The organism is Extensimonas vulgaris, from assembly GCF_003337425.1.
Lineage (GTDB): Bacteria > Pseudomonadota > Gammaproteobacteria > Burkholderiales > Burkholderiaceae_C > Extensimonas > Extensimonas vulgaris.
In genome coordinates, this window is the sequence record NZ_QPJU01000004.1 from 48314 (window position 1) to 68210 (window position 19897).

The 19897-nt window shown below is 66.5% G+C and carries 13 protein-coding genes; 2 read left to right on the forward strand and 11 right to left on the reverse strand.

Annotated elements, in window-relative coordinates; all coding sequences use genetic code 11:
• Window positions 1-42: 42 nt before the first annotated feature.
• Both DFR45_RS07375 and DFR45_RS07380 read left to right on the forward strand, forming a co-directional pair.
• The gene (locus DFR45_RS07375; RefSeq protein WP_114483235.1) at window positions 43-1260 is read left to right on the forward strand and encodes an efflux RND transporter periplasmic adaptor subunit; all 1218 of its coding nucleotides are present in this window, start codon (window positions 43-45) and stop codon (window positions 1258-1260) included.
• Window positions 1257-4319 carry an efflux RND transporter permease subunit gene (locus DFR45_RS07380; RefSeq protein ID WP_114483065.1) on the forward strand — a complete coding sequence of 1021 codons (3063 nt, stop codon included), beginning with the start codon at window positions 1257-1259 and terminating at the stop codon, window positions 4317-4319. The genes DFR45_RS07375 and DFR45_RS07380 overlap by 4 nt, the downstream gene beginning before the upstream one ends.
• A gap of 37 nt (window positions 4320-4356) precedes the next feature.
• On the opposite strand, the gene DFR45_RS07385 is transcribed toward DFR45_RS07380, so the two are convergent.
• From DFR45_RS07385 to DFR45_RS07435, 11 genes are all read right to left on the reverse strand, one after another.
• Window positions 4357-5544 (reverse strand): acyl-CoA dehydrogenase family protein, encoded by a 1188-nt coding sequence (locus DFR45_RS07385; RefSeq protein ID WP_114483066.1) that lies wholly within the window; start codon window positions 5542-5544, stop codon window positions 4357-4359.
• 50 nt (window positions 5545-5594) lie between these two features.
• Entirely contained in the window at window positions 5595-7376 is a 1782-nt protein-coding gene (locus tag DFR45_RS07390) for an acyclic terpene utilization AtuA family protein (protein ID WP_114483067.1), read from the reverse strand.
• Between the two features lie 62 nt (window positions 7377-7438).
• Window positions 7439-7945 (reverse strand): PaaI family thioesterase, encoded by a 507-nt coding sequence (locus tag DFR45_RS07395; protein ID WP_114483068.1) that lies wholly within the window; start codon window positions 7943-7945, stop codon window positions 7439-7441.
• Between the two features lie 38 nt (window positions 7946-7983).
• Window positions 7984-9411 (reverse strand): VWA domain-containing protein, encoded by a 1428-nt coding sequence (locus DFR45_RS07400; protein WP_114483069.1) that lies wholly within the window; start codon window positions 9409-9411, stop codon window positions 7984-7986.
• Window positions 9395-10363 carry an AAA family ATPase gene (locus DFR45_RS07405; protein ID WP_114483070.1) on the reverse strand — a complete coding sequence of 323 codons (969 nt, stop codon included), beginning with the start codon at window positions 10361-10363 and terminating at the stop codon, window positions 9395-9397. The genes DFR45_RS07400 and DFR45_RS07405 overlap by 17 nt, the downstream gene beginning before the upstream one ends.
• Window positions 10360-11595 carry an acyl-CoA dehydrogenase family protein gene (locus DFR45_RS07410; RefSeq protein WP_144686932.1) on the reverse strand — a complete coding sequence of 412 codons (1236 nt, stop codon included), beginning with the start codon at window positions 11593-11595 and terminating at the stop codon, window positions 10360-10362. Before DFR45_RS07410 ends, DFR45_RS07405 begins: the two co-directional genes overlap by 4 nt.
• Before the next feature lie 58 nt (window positions 11596-11653).
• A complete protein-coding gene (locus tag DFR45_RS07415; protein WP_114483072.1) occupies window positions 11654-12817 on the reverse strand; it encodes an acyl-CoA dehydrogenase family protein in 1164 nt (387 codons plus the stop codon).
• A gap of 58 nt (window positions 12818-12875) precedes the next feature.
• Window positions 12876-14837: an acetyl/propionyl/methylcrotonyl-CoA carboxylase subunit alpha gene (locus DFR45_RS07420; protein ID WP_114483073.1), complete on the reverse strand. Its 1962-nt coding sequence runs from the start codon at window positions 14835-14837 to the stop codon at window positions 12876-12878.
• A gap of 8 nt (window positions 14838-14845) precedes the next feature.
• Window positions 14846-16465: an acyl-CoA carboxylase subunit beta gene (locus DFR45_RS07425; protein ID WP_114483074.1), complete on the reverse strand. Its 1620-nt coding sequence runs from the start codon at window positions 16463-16465 to the stop codon at window positions 14846-14848.
• A 16-nt stretch (window positions 16466-16481) separates the two neighbouring features.
• Window positions 16482-18614: a 3-hydroxyacyl-CoA dehydrogenase NAD-binding domain-containing protein gene (locus tag DFR45_RS07430; protein ID WP_114483075.1), complete on the reverse strand. Its 2133-nt coding sequence runs from the start codon at window positions 18612-18614 to the stop codon at window positions 16482-16484.
• 55 nt (window positions 18615-18669) lie between these two features.
• Window positions 18670-19878 (reverse strand): acetyl-CoA C-acetyltransferase, encoded by a 1209-nt coding sequence (locus tag DFR45_RS07435; protein ID WP_114483076.1) that lies wholly within the window; start codon window positions 19876-19878, stop codon window positions 18670-18672.
• Between the last annotated feature and the right edge of the window lie 19 nt (window positions 19879-19897).

Below are 19897 nucleotides of genomic sequence, written 5' to 3' on the forward strand. Positions count from 1 at the left end.
GGGCGCACGAACGCCGTTTTTTGGGATGCACAAGCCATGTTGATGAACTTTTCTTTTCACAAAGCCCTTCGCGCCCGCCTGCGCCGCGGTGTGCCGCTGGGCCTGCTGGCGCTCGCGGCGGCAGCGTTGCTCGGCGGTTGCGGCCGCGCGGCCTCGTCCGAGGCTGCGAGCGCCGCGCCCGAGGCGGCGCCGCCCATCGTGCAAAACGGCCAGCTGCATTTCCCGCCAGGGCATCCGCAGCTCGCGTTGCTGGGCGTGGCCACGGCGCAACCGAGCCAGAACATCGCGCTCGATCTGCCTGCGCGCCTGGTATGGAATGAGGAGCGCACGGAGCGCATCTATCCTGCGTTTGCGGGCCGTGTGGCTGCGATGCGGGCGGACTTGGGGCAAACCGTCAAAGCCGGCACGGTGCTGGCCTTGCTGGCCTCGCCCGACTTTGGTCAGGCGCAGGCGGACGCTGCCAAGGCGCGTGCCCAGGAAAGTGTCGCGCTCAAGGCCTTGCAGCGTCAGCGCGAACTGTTCGCGGCGGGCATCGTGGCGCGCAAAGACCTCGAACAGGCGCAGGCTGACGCCGTGAGTGCGCAAGCCGAGTCTGCGCGTGCGGTTGCGCGCACGCGCCTGTATGGCGGCGACGCGCGCGTGGATCAGCAGCTGGCCATCAAATCCGACATTGCCGGCGTGGTGGTGGAGCGCAACCTGAATCCGGGGCAGGAGTTGCGCCCCGACCAGTCCGGCCCCGGCACACCGGCGCTGTTCGTCGTGACCGATCCGAGCGTGTTGTGGCTGCAGATCGATGCGCACGAGGCCGACCTGGCGGCACTGCAGCCCGGCAGCCGCTTCAGCCTCACGGTCAACGCCTATCCAGGCGAGCGCTTCACGGGCCAGGTCATGGCGCTCGCGGACGCCATCGATCCGACCACGCGCACCATCAAAGTGCGTGGCGTGGTGCCCAACCCCGACCGGCGCCTCAAGGCCGAAATGCTCGCCACCGTGCACCTGACGCAAAAAAGCCCCGGCGGCGTCGTGGTGCCCGCGCAGGCCGTGACTTTGCGCGGCAACGCGCATGTCGTGTTCGTGCAGCGCGAGCCCGGCGTGTTCGAGCCGCGCACGGTGACGGTGGGCAATGAAGGACAGTCGCAGGTCGTCATTACCGCGGGTTTGCGTGCCGGCGAGAAGGTGGTTTCGCAGAATGTGCTGCAACTGGCCCAGCAGTACGCCATGGGCATCGAAGACGCTGGCGTGAAAAAGGAAGCGCAATGAAGCGGCTGATCCACTACGCGCTGCACCAGCCGCTGTTCATCGTGCTGGGCACGCTGCTGTTTGCGCTGGCCGGCGTGATTGCGTTCAAAAACCTGTCGGTCGAGGCGTTCCCGGACGTCACGGACGCGCAGGTGACCGTGATCACACTCTATCCGGGCCGCGCCCCCGAGGAGGTGGAAAAGCAGGTCACCTTGCCGATCGAGGTGGCGCTATCGGGCCTGCCGCACGCGATCCGGGTGTTTTCGCACACGCAGTTCGGTTTGTCTTACATGGTGGTGACCTACGACGAAGACGTCGATATCAACGTCGCGCGCCAGCAGGTCGGCGAGCGCCTCGCGGGCACGGACTTGCCGCCCAACGTGCAGGCGCAGATCGCCCCCAACGCCACACCCGTGGGCGAGATCATGCGCTACCGGATCAAGGGTGACGGCCTTTCGACCACCGAGCTGCGCAGCATCGAAGACTGGACGGTGGAGCGTGCGCTGCGCCAGGTGCCGGGCGTGGCCGACGTGGTGGCCATGGGCGGCGCCATCAAGCAGTACGAGGTGCAGCCCAATCTGGACGCGCTACGCGCCTACAAGGTCACCTTCCAGAACCTGCTCGACGCGCTGGGACGCGGCAACGCCAATGCGGGCGGCAGCTACGTGGCGCAGGGTGCGCAGCAGTTCACGATCCGCGGCATCGGGCTGCTGCGTTCGAGCGAAGACATAGGGCGCATCGTCGTTGCGGCGCACAACGGCACGCCGGTGCTGATCCGGGACGTGGCGCAGGTCAAGGTGGGCGCCGTGCCGCGCCTGGGCGTGGTCGGCCAGGACCAGGACGACGATGTCGTGACCGGCATCGTCGTGATGCGCAAGGGCGAGAACCCGCGCGAGGTGTTGCAAGGCGTCAAGCAAAAGATCGCCGAGCTCAACGCCCGCGGGCTGCCGCCGGGCGTGCAGATCGTGCCGTTCTACGACCGCACCTGGCTCATGGACAAGACCCTCAGCACGGTGTTCCATAACCTTGTGGAAGGCGCGCTGCTGGTGTCTTTGGTGCTCTACCTTTTTCTGTCCAATCTGCGCGCGAGCATCGCCGTGGTGGCCATCATCCCGCTGGCGCTGCTGTCCACCTTCATGGGGCTCAAAATCCTCGGCGTGCCGGCGAACCTGCTGAGCCTGGGCGCGATGGACTTCGGCATCATCGTCGATGGCGCGGTGATCGTGGTCGAGAACATCATGCACCGCCTGGCCGAGCGCGGCGAAAACATGGACGAGGACACGCGGCGCGCAACCATCATCGATGCCGCGAGCGAAGTCGGGCGGCCCACGCTGTTTTCCATGCTCATCATCATCGCGGCGCACATCCCGATCTTTGCGCTGCAGCGCCACGAAGGGCGCATCTTCCGCCCCATGGCCCTGTCGGTGACCACGGCGCTCGTCGGCTCGCTGGTGTTTTCGCTCACGCTGGTGCCACTGCTCGCCTACTGGACGCTGCGCAAAAAACTGCCGCATGGCGACAACCGGCTGGTGGCAAGGGCCAAGCAGTGGTACGTCCCGCTGCTCGACTGGGCGCTCACGCACCGGCGCCGGGTCACCCTGATTGCGGTGGCGGTGTTCGGCGTGGCGATGGTGGCGGCGGCGCGGCTCGGGTCGGAGTTTTTGCCCGAGCTCGACGAAGGCACCATCTGGGTGAACTTCGACCTTGCGCCCAGCGTGTCCAGTGCCGAGGCGACGCACATCCTGCATCAGGCGCGGCAGGCGCTTTTGTCGGTGCCTGAAGTGCGCACCACGGTCTCCAAAGCCGGGCAGCCCGAGGATGGCACCGACCCCAAGACCATCTCCATGACCGAGACCTTCGTCGATCTCAAGCCCGAGGAGCAGTGGCGCCACGGCATGACCAAGGAAAAGATCATCGAGCAAATGGATCACGCATTGCGCGCCATCCCCGGCATAGACCCTGCGTTTTCGCAGCCGATCCGCGACAACGTGCTCGAATCGATCTCGCAGATCAAGGGCCAGATCGTCATCAAGCTCGCGGGCGACGATCTGGTCGAGATGAAGCGCATCACCGACGAAATCGCGCAGCAGGTGCGCCAGGTCGCAGGGGTGGCGCGCGCCGAGATCGACCGCGACGGCCAGGTGCCGCAGCTGCTCATCGACATCGACCGCGACCAGGCCGCGCGCTACGGCCTCAACGTGGGCGACATCGAGGACGTGATCGAGGCCGCGCTCGCGGGCAAGGCCGCGACCAGCATCTGGGAAGGCGAGCGCAAGTTTGCCGTGGCCGTGCGCCTGCCCGAAGACCAGCGCGTCATCGCGCGGCTGCCGCAAACGCCCATCGCCACGCCCGAAGGCGGCTACGTGCCGCTGAGCGCCGTGGCGCACATCCGCGAATCCTTGGGGGCGATGAACATCGCGCGCGAGGCCGGCCGGCGCACCACCGCGATCGGCATCTTCATCCAGGGCCGCGACATGGGCTCGGTGGTCGCGGACATGAAGGAGCGCGTCGCGCGCAATGTCAAAATTCCCACGAGCTACCAGGTCACCTGGTCGGGCGAGTTCGAAAACCAGGAGCGCGCCATGCAGCGCCTTTCGATCGTGACGCCGATCTCGCTGCTGCTGATCTTCGTGCTGCTGTTCGATGCGTTCAAGTCGATCAAGACGGCGGCGCTGATCCTGGTCAACGTGCCGCTCGCGCTGATCGGCGGTTTTCTGGCGCTGTGGGTGCTGGACATTCCCTTGTCGGTGTCCGCCGCGATTGGCTTCATTGCGCTGTCGGGCCAGGCCGTGCTCAACGGCGTGGTGATGCTTTCGGTCTATCAGCAATTGCAGGCCGGCGGCCTGAGCGTCCTCGAAGCCGTGCGCCAGGGCTCGCTGCAGCGCCTGCGCACGGTGTTGATGACGGCGCTGCTCGCCATGCTCGGGCTGCTGCCCATGGCCTTGTCGCACGAAATCGGCTCCGAGACGCAGCGCCCGCTGGCCATCGTCGTGATCGGCGGCCTGGTCACGGCCACCTTGCTCACGCTGGTGGTACTACCCGCGCTCTACGTGGCCTGGTTTTCGCCGCGGCCAAAATGACCTCCGCCAACACCCGCGTAGGCGCGCAGCGCTGGGTTCAATACGACTTGGGCAAGCCCAGCACGTGTTCGCCGATGTAGTTGAGCAACATTTCGTTGTTGATCGGCGCGATCTTGAGCAGGCGCAGCATGGGCCAGAGCGTGACCACGTCGTAGTCGCGATCGAACCCGTAGCCGCCATGCGTTTGCAGCGCGGCTTCGACGGCGGCGACGGCGGCTTCGGAGCCGAGCAGCTTGGCCATGTTGGCGTGCGCGCCTGCGTCTTCACCGGCGTCGAAGCGCTCGGCGGCCGAGTAGGTCATGAGGCGTGCGGCCTCGAGCTGCGCCTTGGCCATGGCCATGCGGTGTTGCAGCGCCTGGTACGAGCCGATCGGCTTGCCGAAAGGCTTGCGGTCCTTGGAGTAGGCCACGGCCTTGGCAAGCGCATAGTCGCCCAGTCCGAGTGCGGCGCCGGCGGCGAGCAGGCGTTCGGAATTCAAGCCTTCGAACATCGCCTTGGCGCCCTTGCCGGCCTCGCCGATCAGCGCGTCGGCGGGCAGTTCGACGTTGTCGAAGAACACCATGTACTGGCGCTCGGCCGTCTCGACCTGGATGTTGAGCTGCTGCAGCTTGATGCCGGGCGTCTTCATGTCGAGCACGAACAGCGACATGCCTTCGGTGCGGTTCTTGACCTCGGCCGCGCGTGTGGTGCGCGCCACGACGAGCATGTAGTCGGCGTCGCGTGCGCCGGAGATGAACACCTTTTGGCCATTGAGCGTCCAGCCGCCCTTGCCGTTCGGTTGGGCGAGCGTGGTCATCGCGAAGCTGTTGGTGCCGGCGTTGGGTTCGGTGATGGCAAAGCACATCTTCTTTTCGCCGGTGCAGGTCGGGGTGACGTATTTCTTGATCTGCTCGGGCGTGCCGTTGCGCACGATGGGCACGCGGCCCAGCCCCGTGACGACGAGGAACAGCGTGGGTACGCCGGCGAGGGCCAGGGCCTCGTTGAGCGCGGTGATTTCGAGCACGCCGCCGCCCGAGCCGCCGTATTCCTCGGGGATCGAGAGGCCCAGCAGGCCGAATTCACCGAGCTTGGCCCAGAGTTCGTCGGGGAAGCGGTCTTCCTTGATGCACTGCAGGATGTAGGCGCGGTCGTACTGCGCCGTCACGCCGCGCGTGGCTTCTTGGATGTCGCGGATGCGCGCTTGCAGGGCCTCCATGGAGGTGCTGGGCTTGATGGGTGCGTTCATGGTCTATCTCCTCGCTGTCATGGGGTGGGGGAAAGGAAATGCTGCGCCCATCAGATGGCCATTTCAGCCGGGATGGGAACGGGGAAGTCGAGCAGCATCTGCGCGTAGGCCTTGGCTTGCGGGTCCATGCGGATCGAGGCGATGCCGCCGCCGCCGAGGGCCTCTTGGAGCAGGAAGTTCAGCGCGTGCGTGCCCGGCAGGTCGAAGCGCTCGACCTTGCCTTTGACGAGGTGCGCAAAATAGCCGGCCACGGCCTGCTCGGTCAGCGCGGCGCGGATGAAGGGCAGAAATTCGGGGCGGCGCGCGATGATGCCGATGTTGGCCGCGTCGCCCTTGTCGCCGCTGCGCCCCCAGGCGAGCCTGACCAGCGGCACGGTGCGCACGCCGCGCGCAAAGGCGTTGGCGGCGGGCAACGGGCCCGTGACGGCGGGCAGGCTCGCGGGGTTGAAAGGCTGGCCGCTCCATTGCGGCGCAGGCACGGTCTGCTCGCCCATGTCTATGCTGGTCACGACCTGCGCCTTGGGCACCAGGCACGAGAACAAGCGCACGACAGGCTGCACCTTGGGGCGACCGCCGGTGAAGCCCGTGATCGCCGGGGCCGACATCAGTGCGAGCGGCGCGACTTCGCGCGAAAACAGCTCCAGCGCGTCCTTCATGGGGTGACGCACGCCCACCTTGAGCATGACTTCGCGCGAGTTCGAACGTGCGTGCGGGCCGTAGGTGTCTTCGGCGCCTATGGCTTCGACGCTGGTTTCGGAGAAGTCGGGCCAGCCGCGCTGTGCGAAATAGCGGCGCAGGCGCGCAAGCATGGCCGCGCCCACGCGGTGTGCCTTGGGGCCCGCGTCTATGCCGCCGATCATGAACAGGCTCATGGCGCGAAAACCGTCGGCGTAGGTGACGCTGACCTTGGCCTGGTCGGTGGGTGCGCGGCCGCGTGCGCCCTTGACCTCGACCTGGTCGGGGCCGAGCTGCGTGAGCGTGACGCCCGTGAAGTCGCACACCACGTCGGGCAGGATGTAGGCGCGCGGGTCGCCGATTTCGTAGAGCATTTGCTCGCCCACGGTGGAGGGACACACGAGCCCGCCCGTGCCTTCGGGTTTGGTGATGACGAAGCTGCCGTCGGCGCGGCACTCGGCGATCGGAAAGCCCATGTCGTCCCAGCCGGGCACGGATTCCCAATCGGTGTAGTTGCCGCCGGTGGTCTGCGTGCCGCATTCGATCAGGTGGCCCGCGAGGCTGCCTTGTGCGAGGCGGTCGTAGTCGGTGGCGCTCCAGCCGAAGGCGTGGATCAGCGGCCCGAGCGTGACGGCGCTGTCGACGCAGCGGCCCGTGACCACGATGTCGGCGCCCGCGGAGAGCGCCGCGGCAATGGGGAAGGCGCCGAGGTAGGCGTTCGCGCTCATGACCTTTTGCGGGAAGGGTGCGCCCGAGAACATCTCTTTGGTTTGCGCAGCGCGCAGCGCTTCGACCTGCGGCATGAGGTCGTCGCCGAGCACGGCGGCGATCTTCAAGTCCACGCCTTCGGCCTGCGCTGCCGCGACCAGCGCCGCGCGGCAGGCGGAAGGGTTGACGCCACCGGCATTCGCGACCACCTTGATGCCGCGCGCCTTGATCTCTTTCATCAGCGGGCGCATGGTGCTGATGAAGTCGGGCGCGTAGCCCTGCGCCGGGTCTTTGGCCTTGACGCGGCTGAGCAGCGACATGGTGATTTCCGCGAGGTAGTCGAACACCAGCACGTCGATGTTGCCGTGTTCGATGAGCTGGGCCGCGGAAAACTCGGTGTCGCCCCAGAAGCCCGAGGCGCTGCCTATGCGCAGGGTGGTCTTGGTCATGCTTGTCTCCGGTGGATTCGTCGGTGGTGATAGGTGTTGTGTCGGGGGGCGGGTGGCGGCCGTCAGCTGGCTGCGGCAAGCTTGTTGCGCGGCCAGAAGATGCGCCAGATGCCCTTGGCCGTCGCGCAGACTTTGCCGTTGGCATCGACGAAGTCACCCTCGGCAAAGGCGGTGGACTTGCTCACGCGCACGATGCGGCCATGCGCCTCGAAGCGCGAGCCTATGGCGGCGTCGAGGAAGGTGATGTCGAGGTTGATGGTGAACTGGCGCAGGTCGGAGGGGTTGATTTCCTTGGCTTCGGGCAGATCCATGAGCGCGGACATGATGGCCCAGCCGAGCGCGCCGTCGAACATGTACGAGATGACGCCGCCATTGAGCACCCCGCTGTTGAGCTCGTTGTCGGTGCCGCCGCCGCCGAGCTGGGACGGCTGCACTTGCGGCAGGCGCACGGTGACGCGGCCCACGCCGGTTTCTTCGACTTCGAGACCCTGGGCTTTGAGGAACGTGCTCTCGTTCCACTTTTGTTTCCAGGCGGCGATGCGGTCTTGCGCAGAGGCGGGGGTACTCAAGAGATTCTCCTTTGGTGAAAGCAATATGGCGTGGGGGCTCAGGCGCTGGCGGAGTGCGTGCGCAGCAGCGCATCGAGCACACTTTCGAGCTGCACGAGCGAATTGCACTCGCGCGCGATATGGCAGTAGGGTGCGTAGCGCTTCATCTCCGAATCGCCCAGGCCCCAGAACGAGGTGGGCTCGGGGTTGAGCCAGATCACGCGGCGCGCGCGCTCGTAGAGCAGGCGCATGACTTCGGTGTGCGCCTCGCCGCGGTTGTTGCGCGCGTCGCCGAGGAACAGGATGGTGGTGCGGCGATCGATCTGGTCGAGCAATTGTTCTTCGATGTCGAGCAGGGTCTGGCCGTAGTCACTGCCCGCGCCGCCCACGGCCTGGATGACCTTGTCCACGGCCTGCTCGACCGGCAGCTGCGTGAAGGTGTCGCTGACATCGACCAGATGGTTGGTGAACGCATAGCTGCGCACGCCGCTCAGCTGCTCGTCCAGGCTGTATAAAAACAGGAGCAAAAAGCGTGCGTACTGGCGCACCGAGCCGCTCACGTCGCAGATGGCGATCACGCGCGGTCTATCGACCACCTTGGTGCGCCAGAAGGTCTCGAAGAGGATGCCGCCGTAGGCAGCGTTTTTGCGCAGCGTCTTGCGGAAGTCGAGCTGGCCGTGCACGCGCTGCTTTTTGCGCCGCGCGTGGCGTTCGGCCAGGCGCTTGGCCATTTTGCGCACGATGATGTGCATGCGCTCGAAGTCGCGTTTTTCGATGTTCGAGAGCTTTTGCGTCTGCAGAAAATCGTCGTGCAGCTGGCGCGTGGGCGCGGTGCCGTAGAGCGCGAGCTTGCGCTCGACGAAGTTGCGCACCTCGTTGAACAGGCGCTTGCGCGCGAGCTCGAGCGCTTTGGCGCGCTCGGGCGCCATGGTCTGGCGCTTGGCGTCGGCGATTTCGCGGTCGAGCAGCTCCAGCCCCATGGCCTGCTGGATTTTTTGCGTGTAGTAGCCTTTTTGGGTGAAGAACCAGATGTCGGTCAGGCCGACTTCGCGCGCGGCTTCCTGCATGCGTTTGGCGAGCGCCGCCGAATCGCCCGAAAGCAGCAGCTGCGACAGCGCCTGCCCGCCGCTGCCCTGGCAGCCACCGGGGCCGCCCGAGCCCATTTGGGGCTGCTCGTCCTTGGGCTGATCAGTCGTGGTCTGGTCGGCATTTTGCTCGGCGCCGGGGCTCGCGCCCGAGGTGCCGGCCTTTGCTGCTGCCGGTTTTTGGAACGCATCGAAGCGAAAGAAGCGGTCGAAGGCCTCGTCGAACAGCACGCGGTCTGCCGTGGTCTTGGCCAGCGTGGTGCCGAGCGCGTTTTTCAGCAGCGTGCGGTCGCTCCAGCCGACGAGCTCGACGGCGCGCGCCGCATCGACCTGCGCGTTCAGGTGCACTTCGAGGTCGCTGCCGCGCAGCGCCTTGAAAAAATCTTCAAGCGTGGCTTGCATGGGACACCTCTGCGTCCTTGCGGGCTTGTTGCAACAGATTCCCCATCTGCTCGTTCGCCGTGGCGATGTCCTGCTCGAACTTGAGGAACACGTTGAGCGTGTCGCGCACCAGGTCCAGGCTCAGGTGCTCGGCGTTGAGCAGCAGCAGCGTTTTGGCCCAGTCTATGGTTTCGCTGACCGAGGGGAGCTTCTTGAGGTCGAGCTGGCGCACCGCCTGGACGAAGGCGACCAGTTCGCGGTTGAGCGTGTCGGACAGGCCTGGCACGCGCCGCTCGAGAATGCGGCGCTCGAGCGCCGGTTCGGGGAAGGTGATGTGCAGGTGCAGGCAGCGGCGCTTGAGCGCGTCGCTCATCTCGCGCGTGTTGTTGCTGGTCAGGAACACGATGGGCTTGACCTTGGCCTTGATGGTGCCGAGTTCGGGCACCGAAACCTGGAAATCCGACAGCACTTCGAGCAAAAAGGCCTCGAATTCAGGGTCGGACTTGTCGATTTCGTCGATCAGCAGCACGCAGCCTTTTTCTTGGTGCAGCGCCTGGTACAGCGGGCGCGGCTCGAGGAAATGCTCGCTGAAAAACAGGTCGTCGTGCGCGTGCAGACGGTCCATGGACTCGGCCAGGCCCTGGGCGCCCTGCATCATCTCGCCGAGCTTGTCCTTGAGCAGCTGGGTATAGAGCAGCTGCTTGCCGTATTTCCATTCGTACAGCGCCTTGGATTCGTCCAGGCCCTCGTAGCACTGCATGCGGATCAGCGGTACGTCGAGAATCTCCGCCATGCTCTTGGCGAGCTCGGTCTTGCCCACACCGGCGGGGCCTTCGATGAGGATGGGCTTTTCGAGGTGAAAGCCCAGATAGACCGAGGTGGCGATCGCGGGGCTTGCGATGTAATCGACAGAAGCGAAGCTCTGGGCGACGCGGTCTATGGATGAAAAATGGTCGGAATGCTCGGTTTTCATGGGTGGAGTGACTGGAGCAACTGTTGCCCCGTTTGGAGTTGACGAGAGTGCGCGACGCCGCGCGCGATGCCCAGCACCAGACGCAGATCACGGGTGAGAGAGGGCAGCGCTGCGATGCCCAAGGCTTGTGACGCCGCTTCCCAGGCGTTTTCATACGCTGTCTGCCAGCGTTCGAGCAGGCGGCGCGCGCCTACGGTGGCAAAGGCCAGTGCGTCGTCGCAGCCGTGCACTTCGAGCTGGCGGGCGACGGCGTCGCGCACGGCGTGCAGCGCTTGCCATTCGAGTTGCAGCGCACCGAGTTCGCGCACGGCGTCGCTGGCAGCTGTGTCGGCAGTGCCCGCAGCCACGGCCGACGTGCCGAGGGCATGCGCGAGCGCTTCGAGCTCGCACTGCATGGCGCCGAGCAGCGGGCCGAGCAGCAGCGCATCTTCGACGGCGCGCACGGGCCGCGCGATGGTTTCGAACGCCCGTCCGGGCGGGCCGATGCGCCGGCTTGCGGGCACGCGGCAAGATTCAAGCCGCAGGTCGCAATGCCCCAGCGGCGCCAGCCCTTGCACGCGCGCGTTCGCCTCGCGCGTGAGGCCGGGGGTCTGGGCGTCGAGCAAAAAGGCGTCGAAGCGCTTGCGGCCCTCGTGCACGGCACTCACGGCAAGCACGATGATCGCGTCGGCCGCAGGGCCGTTGCTGACGAAGGCTTTGTGCCCGTCGAGCACCCAGTCGCCGTCACCCGCTGCGCCCGATGGCTGCACGGCGCGCGTGCGCAGGTGCTTGGGCTGCGCACCCACGCCGGGCTCGGAGATGGCCAGAGCGAGCAGGCATTCGCCCGCCGCCATTGACGCTAGCAGCTTGGTGAGCAATGCGTGTGATGCGTCCAATGCGCCCGCGGCACCCTGCTGCACGAGCGGGCCGAGCACGTAGCGCCCGAGCATCTGCTGCATCATCCAGGCCATGCCCAGCCCCAGGCTGCCGGTGGCGTGCGTGATCTGCCCCGCGAGCGCGCTGACCTGCACCGCGTCGGCTGCACTTGGGCGCCCGTCCAGCGAAAACCCCAGCCCCAGCATGCCGCAGCGGCCCAGATGCGCCCACCAGGCGCGCGGAAAGCCGCCGGCGCCGTCAGAGCTGCCTGTGGGCGGCGCCGTCTGCAATGCCTCGCGCAGGGCGCGGTGCAAGTCTTGCTTGGTTGCGCCAGCTGCGGCAGCAGTGGCCGGGGCGGAGGGTGTCTCGGGAACCACGGGTTACTACCTTAGATATAGCTGCCAACGCAGGATAGACGAGCTCTAGAGGCTGATTTCATGCATAAAACCCGAGCTGGCGCGAGGCCAGGTCGCGCATGACTTCCTCGGCGCCGCCGCCGATCGCGTTGACCTTGACCTCGCGGTAGATGCGCTCGACAGTGACGCCGCGGATGAAGCCCGCGCCGCCGTGGATCTGCACGGCCTCGTTGGCGCAAAAAGCCATGGTCTGCGTGGCCTGGTTCTTGAGCAGGCAGATTTCGCCCACGGGCTGCTCGCCCTGCTCGACGCGCCAGGCCAGCAGCTCGAGCATGGCCTGCGTGGCCTCGATGCGCATGGCCATGTCGGCGAGCTTGTGGCGCGTGACCTGCATGTCGATGAGCTTGCCGCCGAACATCTCGCGCTGCTTGGCCCAGGCGAGCGCCTCGTCGAGGCACACGCGCGCAAAACCATTGGCGCCCGCGGCGAGGAAGATGCGCTCGCGGTTGAAGTTCTTCATGATGGCCTTGAAGCCCTGGTTCTCCTGGCCGACGAGGTTTTCCACGGGCACGCGGCAGTTGTCGAAATACAGCGTTGCGGTGTCGGAGCACAGCCAGCCCATTTTGCGCAGCGGCGTCTGCGTGAAGCCGGGCGTGCCTTTTTCGATCAACAGCAGCGATACGCCGCCGGGCCCGGGGCCGCCGGTGCGCACGGCCACGGTGTAGAAGTCGGCGCGTATGCCCGAAGTGATGAAGGTCTTGGAGCCGTTGACGATGTAGTGGTCGCCCTCGCGCCGCGCCGTGGTCTTGAGGTTGGCCACGTCCGAGCCGCCCGAGGGCTCGGTGATGCCCAACGCGCTGATTTTTTCGCCGCGCAACACGGGTGGCAGCACGCGCTGTTTGAGCGCTTCGCTGCCCACGTTGACGATGGGTGGGCAGCCTATGGTGTGCGACAGCAGGCTCGCGAGCACACCACCCGCGCCGCAGCGCGCGAGCTCCTGCGAGGCGATGATGGTCATGAACAGGTCGCCATCGTTGCCGCCGTAGGCTTCGGGAAAGCCCAGGCCCAGCAGACCGACTTCGGCGGCCTTGCGGTAGAGCTCGCGCGGAAAGCTGCCGGCGTCGTCCCATTCATCGACGAAAGGCGTGATTTCTTTTGCGACGAAGCGGCGCATCACGTCGCGAAAGGCCGCGTGCTCGGCCGTGTAAAAAGGGCTGGAAGCCCCCTGGGCGGTGCTGGACATGGGCGTCTCCTTGGATCTTGGCTTGGATGGTGAGGGTGGTGAAAGCGTGGCTGACCGATCAAGCGCTTTCTTCTTCGACCAGCGACACGAGCACGGCTTTCGCCGGCACCTGGTCGCCTGGGCGCACGAGCACCTGATCGACCACGCCGTCGCGGCGCGCGAGCAGCTGGTGCTCCATCTTCATGGCTTCGAGCACGGCCACGCGCTGGCCTTTTTCGACGCGGTCGCCAGGCTGCACGAAAACGCCCAGCACCTTGCCATTCATGGGCGCAACGATGCGCGCCTCGGCGCTGCCTTCGGCGCCCGCGGGCGGCGCGTAGGTCAGGTCTTCGAAGCAGGCGCTGAGCGTCTTGAATTCCAGATGCAAGGAGCCGTCGTGGAACGCCGCGAGGGCGTGCTGGCGCACGCCGTCGGCGAGCAGACTGAGCCGGGCACCGCTGCGCTCGAGCACGCGGATCTGGTGCACTTGCGCGCCCACCTCGACGCGGTAGTCGTGCTTGTCCAGTGCAGTGACGAAAATGAGGTGGCGGCGCTCGTTTTCGCCCAGCGTCATGGGCCAGCGCGCCGGCCCCGTGGTGCGCCAGGGGCGCGCGCCTGCAGGCGTTTTGGCCTCGAACCAGAGCACGGCCGCGAGTGCGAGTGCGAGCGAGTCGGGCTGCGGGCGTACCCATTGCGTGGCATCGAAGTTCTGTGCGATGAAGGCCGTGGTGGCATTGCCCGCGGCAAACACCGGATGCTCGGCCACGGCTTCGAGAAACGAGCGGTTGTTCGCGATCCCCAGCAGCTGCGTGTGTTGCAGCGCGCCGATCAGGCGCCGGCGTGCTTCTTCGCGCGTCGCGCCGTAGGTGATGATCTTGGCGATCATGGGGTCGTAGTGCGGGCTCACGGCCTGGCCTTCGATCAGGCCGTGGTCCACGCGCACGCCGGGCCCGCTGGGCGGCTGCCACACGAGCACGTCGCCGCTTTGCGGCAAAAAGTCGGCGTAGGGGTCTTCGGCGTACAGGCGCACTTCGATCGCGTGGCCCGCGAGCTGCACCTGTTCCTGCGTCAGCGGCAGCGCCTCGCCGCGCGCCACGGCGATCTGCCAGGCGACGAGGTCCAGCCCCGTGACGCACTCGGTCACCGGGTGCTCCACTTGCAGGCGCGTGTTCATTTCGAGGAAGTAAAAATTGCCGTCGCGGTCGAGCAAAAACTCCACCGTGCCCGCGCCCACGTAGTTCACGGCGCGCGCCGCGGCCACGGCGGCGGCGCCCATGCGCGCGCGCAGCTCGGGCGAGACGGCGGGCGAGGGCGCTTCTTCGAACACTTTCTGGTGGCGGCGCTGGATCGAACAATCGCGCTCACCGAGGTGGATGATGTTGCCGTGGCGGTCGCCGAACACCTGGATTTCGACGTGGCGCGGCTCGATCACAGCGCGCTCGAGGATCAGCTCGTCGCTGCCGAAGGCATTTTTGGCTTCGGAGCGCGCGCTCGTGAGCGCGTTGGGCAGGTCTTCGGGCCTGGCGACGAGGCGCATGCCACGCCCGCCGCCGCCCGCTGCGGCCTTGACCATGATGGGGAAACCGATTTCGCGTGCCTGCGCGATCAGCGTGGCGTCGGACTGGTCGGCACCCTGGTAGCCGGGCACGCAGGGCACGCCCGCAGCGAGCATCAAGCGCTTGGCGCCGGCCTTGTTGCCCATGTGCAGGATGGCTTCGGGGTCTGGCCCGATGAAGACCAGCCCGGCGTCCTGGCAGGCTTGCGCAAAGGCTTCGTTTTCGGACAAAAAGCCATAGCCCGGGTGCACGGCGTCGGCGCCCGTGCTGGCCGCGGCGCGCAGCAGCGCCTGTATGTTCAGGTAGCTCTCGCGCACGGGCGGCGGGCCTATGCACACGGCTTCGTCGGCCAGGGCGACGTGCAGGGCCTGGGCGTCGGCCTCGCTATAGACAGCCACGGTGCGGTAGCCCAGGGCTTGGGCCGTGCGGATCACGCGGCAGGCGATTTCGCCACGGTTGGCGATCAGGATTTTGCTAAAACGCATGGGCTTTCTCACATCCGGGCCACACCGAAGGTGTTGGGGTTCAGTTGACGGGCTTCGGCCTCGCGGCACACGGCCAGGGCCATGGCCAGCACGCGGCGCGTGTCGCGCGGGTCGATGATGCCGTCGTCCCACAGGCGCGCCGTGGCAAAGAAGGCGTGCGACTCCATGTCGAAGCGCTGCAGGATTTCCTCGCGCATGGCCTGCATGGCATCGGCGGGTGGCGTCTTGCCCATGCGGGCAAATTTTTCTTCGGTGACGATGCGCATCACGGTTGCGGCTTGCTCGCCTCCCATCACGGCCACGCGCGCATTGGGCCAGGCAAAGACGAAGCGCGGGTCGTAGGCGCGACCGCACATGCCATAGTTGCCGGCGCCGAAGGAGGCGCCGATCATCAGCGTGATGCGCGGCACAGTGGCGTTGGTGACGGCCTGGATCATCTTCGCGCCGTGCTTGATGATGCCTGCCTGCTCGACGTCCTTGCCCACGAGAAAGCCCGTGGTGTTCTGCAAAAAGACGAGCGGCGTGCCCGATTGGCAGCACAGCTGGATGAATTGCGCGGCCTTGGTCGCGCCTTGCGGATCGATGGGGCCGTTGTTGCCGAGGAAGCCGCAGGGCTGTCCTTCGATGGAGCCCATGCCACACACCGTGGCGCTGCCGTACAAGGCCTTGAACTCGAGGAAGTCGGAATCGTCGATGATGCGCGCGAGCACCTCGCGCACGTCGTAGGGGTGGCGAAAATCGACGGGCACCGTGCCCACGATTTCGTCGATGGCGTAGCGCGGCTCTTTCCAGCTTTTAGGGGCGCGCAGTGGCAGCTTGTCGTTCCAGGGCAGGCGCGCCATGATGTCGCGCGCAATGCGGATGCCGTCGGCGTCGTCCTCGGCCAGGTATTCGGCCACGCCCGAGGTAGTGCAGTGCATTTCGGCCCCGCCCAGTTCCTCGTCGGTGGCGATTTCGCCCGTCGCGGCCTTGAGCAGTGGCGGGCCGGCCAAAAAGGCCTTGGCGCGTCCGCGCACCATGATCACGTAGTCGGACATGCCGGGCAGGTAGGCGCCGCCGGCCGTCGAGTGCCCGTGCATCACGCAGATCTGCGGAATGCCTGCGGCCGACAGGCGTGCCTGGTTGGCAAAGCCGCGCCCGCCCTCGATGAAGACCTCGCCCACGTGCATGAGGTTGGCGCCGCCCGATTCGACGAGACGGATGACGGGCAGCTTGTTTTCCATCGCGATGGCTTCTGCACGCAAGCCCTTGCGCATGCCCATGGGTGTGATGGTGCCGCCCTTGATGGCACTGTCGGACGCGATCACCACGCAGCGCACGCCCGACACCCGGCCGATGCCGGTGATGATGCCGCCACCGAGCACGTTCTTGTCGCCATCGTCGTCGTGCATGCGCAGGCCCGCGAGCGTGGAAAACTCCAGCCATTCGGAGCCGCGATCGAGCAGCAGCGCGATGCGCTCGCGCGGCAGTAGCTGCTTGCGCGCGCGAAACTTGGCCTCCTGGCTGTTGGAGGTGTTGCGCACGCGGTCTTCATAGTCGCGGAAGTGGTGGATCAGCGCGAGCATCTGCTCGCGCTCGCGCTGAAAGCTCTGCGATTGCGGATCGACTTGGCTTTGGATGACGGGCATGGGGGCTTTCCCTCGCTCAACGGGTGTAGAAGGCGGCACCGCGCTGGGCCATGTCGCGCAGCAACTGGGGCGGGGCGAAACGCGGGCCGACGCGCTGCGCCAGCGCATCGCAGGTCTGGACGAACTCGGCCACGCCCACGGTGTGGATCTGGCCAATCGGGCCGCCGAGGTAGGGCGGAAAGCCCCAGCCCAAAATGGCGCCCACATCGGCGTCGATGGGCGCGAGCAGCACCTTTTCTTCGAGGCAGCGCGCGGTTTCGACCGACTGGATGAACATCAGGCGTTGCTTGACGTCCGCCACGCTGGGCTGCGTTGCGGCTTGTGGGAACTCCTGCGCGAGGCCAGTCCACAGGTGTTTGGGCGCGCCTTGCGGGTAGTCGTAAAAGCCCTGGCCGGTTTTTTTGCCCAGGCGCCCGAGTTTGTCCACCATGCGCTCGCAGACCTCGTCGATGGCGCTGCGCTGGTAGGCTGGGCCGAGGTCGGCCGCGGTTTGTTTGCGGATGCGTGCCATGAGTTCGAGCGACACTTCGTCGGCCAGTGCGAGCGGCCCCACGGGCATGCCGCACATGCGGCCGGCGTTTTCGATCAGGGCCGGCGCCACGCCCTCGGCGAGCAGCGCCAGGCCCTCACCGACGTAGGTCGAGAACACGCGGCTGGTGTAGAAGCCGCGGCTGTCGTTGACGACGATGGGCGTCTTGCGGATCGCCTTGACGAAGTCCATGGCGCGTGCGAGGCACTCGTCGCTCGTCGCCTTGCCGCGGATGATCTCGACAAGCGGCATCTTGTCCACAGGTGAGAAGAAGTGCAGGCCGATGAAGTTCGCCGGGCGCGCCGAGGCTTCGGCCAGGCCCGTGATGGGCAGCGTGCTGGTGTTGGACGCAAAGATGGCCGTCGGTGCGAGCTGGGCTTCGGCCTTGCGCGTGACCTCGGCCTTGATGGCGCGGTCTTCGAACACGGCCTCGATCACGATGTCGCAACCGGCGAGCGCAGCGAAATCGGTCGTGGGCTGGATCAGCGCAAGCTTGGCGTCGCGCTCGGCCTCGCCCATGCGCTTGGCGGCCACGCGCTTGTTCCACAGCTCTTCGCTATAGCCCTTGCCTTTGTTCGCAGCATCGAGGCTGGTGTCGAGCAGCACCACCTGCATGCCCGCTTCGGCACACACATAGGCAATGCCCGCGCCCATCATGCCCGCGCCCAGGACGCCGACCTTGCGGTAGCTGGCCTTGGGTACCCCCTTGGGGCGCGAGGCGAGCTTGTTCGCGTCGCCGATGCCGAAGAACAGCGAGCGGATCATGTTCTTCGACACCTTGCCCGTCGCGAGCTTGACGAACTCGCGCCCTTCGACCTTGCAGCCCGTGTCTATGTCCACCTGGCAGCCGTTATAGACGCTGCTCAGGATGGCTTCGGGCGCCGGGTAGTTGCCGAAAGTCTTGGCGTGCAGCATGGCGTTGCCGACCGTGAAGATCTCGTAGCCCACGGGGCTTTGCACCGCGCCGCCGGGCAGCTTGAAGCCTTTGCGATCCCAGGGCTGTACGGCGTTCTTCGGGCCTTCGGTGAGCAGCCACTCTTTGGCGCGCGCGAGCAATTGCTCGGCGGGCACGACCTCATCGACGAGTCCGGCTTCGAGGGCCTTTTGGGGAGCCAGCTTTTTGCCTTCGAGCAGCAAGGGCAGGGCACTGCGCAAGCCGATCAGGCGCGGCAGGCGCTGCGTGCCGCCGCCACCAGGCAGCAGGCCGATGGAGACTTCGGGCAGGCCGATCTGGGCCTTGGGGTTGTCGGCCGCAATGCGGCGGTGGCAGGCCAGCGCGACTTCGTAGCCGCCGCCGAGCGTGGTGCCGTTGAGCGCGGCGACGAAGGGCTTGCCGCTTTTTTCGATGCCGCGCAGCAAAGTGTGCAGGCGCGCGACGAAGTCCATCAGGCCTTGCACGTCGGTGATCGCGAGCATCATGTTCAGGTCGGCACCGGCGATGAAGTCGGGCTTGGCCGAGGCGATGATCACGCCCTTGACGGCAGCGTCTGCCACGGCCTTGCGCACGGCCTCGCTGAACGCGGGGATGGATTGTTCGTTGAGGACGTTCATCGGCACGTCCTGCATGGCCCAGGTGATGGTGGCGATGCCGTCGGCATCCACCTTGTAGTCGATCGTCATGGTGAAAATCCTGGTGAAATGGAGTGAAACCTGCGTGCTCCGGGGTGCAGCCGGGTCAGACGCGCTCGATGATGGTGGCGGTGCCCATGCCGGCGCCCACGCACAGCGTGACCAGCCCGGTAGCAAGGTTGCGGCGCTCGAGTTCGTCGAGCACGGTGCCCAGGATCATCCCGCCCGTCGCGCCCAGCGGGTGCCCCATGGCGATGGCGCCGCCATTGACGTTCATCTTGTCGTGCGGCACGTCCATCACGTCCATGAAGCGCAGCACCACCGCGGCAAAGGCCTCGTTGAGCTCGTACAGGTCGATGTCCGAGGCCTTCATGCCCGCGAGCTTGAGCGCTTTTTCGGCCGAATACGATGGCCCCGTCAACATGATGGTGGGCTCGCTGCCGACAGAGGCGAAGGCGCGGATGCGTGCACGCGGCTTGAGGCCCATGCGCTGACCGACCTCGGCGTTGCCGATCAGCACGGCCGAGGCGCCATCGACGATGCCGGACGAATTGCCCGCGTGGTGCACGTGGGTGATGCGCTCCAGCGTGGGGTAGCGCTGGATGGCGACGCCGTCGAAGCCATATTGCTCGCCCTGCACCTTGAATGAAGGCTCGAGTTTGGCGAGCGACTCGAGCGTGGTTTCCGGGCGCATGTGCTCGTCGTGGTCGAGCACGGTGCAGCCGTTGACGTCCTTGACGGGCACGATGGACTTGGCAAAGCGCTTTTCTGCCCAGGCCTGCGCGGCGCGGCGCTGGCTCTCGACGGCGTAGCGGTCGAGATCCTCTCGGCTGTAGCCATACAGGCTTGCGATGAGGTCGGCCGAAATTCCTTGCGGCACGAAGTAGGTCGGGATGGCGACGGCCGGATCGACGGCCCAGGCGCCGCCGCTCGTGCCCATGGGTACGCGGCTCATGCTTTCGACGCCGCCGCCAATGGCCAGCGGTGACTGGCCGGACATGACTTTGGCCGCAGCCATGTTGCAGGCTTCGAGCCCGGACGCGCAAAAACGGTTCACCTGCACGCCGGCCACGCTCTGGTCGTAGCCCGCCGTGATCGCAGCCACGCGCGCGATGTTCGCGCCCTGTTCGGCCGCGGGTTCGACGCAGCCAAGAATCACGTCATCGACCAGGGCGGTGTCGAGCTGGTTGCGGTCGCGCAGCGCCTGCAGCGCCGTGATCGCGAGCTGGATCGGCGTCGTGCCGTGCAGGGCGCCGGAGCTGCGGCCCTTGCCGCGCGGCGTGCGCACGGCGTCGTAGATGAAGGCTTCGGTCATGGTGGGGCTTTCCTCGAGA

Excerpts from the sequence above, each read along its gene's own strand:
- DFR45_RS07375 (WP_114483235.1), top strand. The coding sequence starts at position 43 with ATGAACTTTTCTTTTCACAAAGCCCTTCGCGCCCGCCTGCGCCGCGGT.
- DFR45_RS07380 (WP_114483065.1), top strand. The coding sequence starts at position 1,257 with ATGAAGCGGCTGATCCACTACGCGCTGCACCAGCCGCTGTTCATCGTG.
- DFR45_RS07385 (WP_114483066.1), bottom strand. The coding sequence starts at position 5,544 with ATGAACGCACCCATCAAGCCCAGCACCTCCATGGAGGCCCTGCAAGCG.
- DFR45_RS07390 (WP_114483067.1), bottom strand. The coding sequence starts at position 7,376 with ATGACCAAGACCACCCTGCGCATAGGCAGCGCCTCGGGCTTCTGGGGC.
- DFR45_RS07400 (WP_114483069.1), bottom strand. The coding sequence starts at position 9,411 with ATGCAAGCCACGCTTGAAGATTTTTTCAAGGCGCTGCGCGGCAGCGAC.
- DFR45_RS07405 (WP_114483070.1), bottom strand. The coding sequence starts at position 10,363 with ATGAAAACCGAGCATTCCGACCATTTTTCATCCATAGACCGCGTCGCC.
- DFR45_RS07415 (WP_114483072.1), bottom strand. The coding sequence starts at position 12,817 with ATGTCCAGCACCGCCCAGGGGGCTTCCAGCCCTTTTTACACGGCCGAG.
- DFR45_RS07420 (WP_114483073.1), bottom strand. The coding sequence starts at position 14,837 with ATGCGTTTTAGCAAAATCCTGATCGCCAACCGTGGCGAAATCGCCTGC.
- DFR45_RS07425 (WP_114483074.1), bottom strand. The coding sequence starts at position 16,465 with ATGCCCGTCATCCAAAGCCAAGTCGATCCGCAATCGCAGAGCTTTCAG.
- DFR45_RS07430 (WP_114483075.1), bottom strand. The coding sequence starts at position 18,614 with ATGACGATCGACTACAAGGTGGATGCCGACGGCATCGCCACCATCACC.
- DFR45_RS07435 (WP_114483076.1), bottom strand. The coding sequence starts at position 19,878 with ATGACCGAAGCCTTCATCTACGACGCCGTGCGCACGCCGCGCGGCAAG.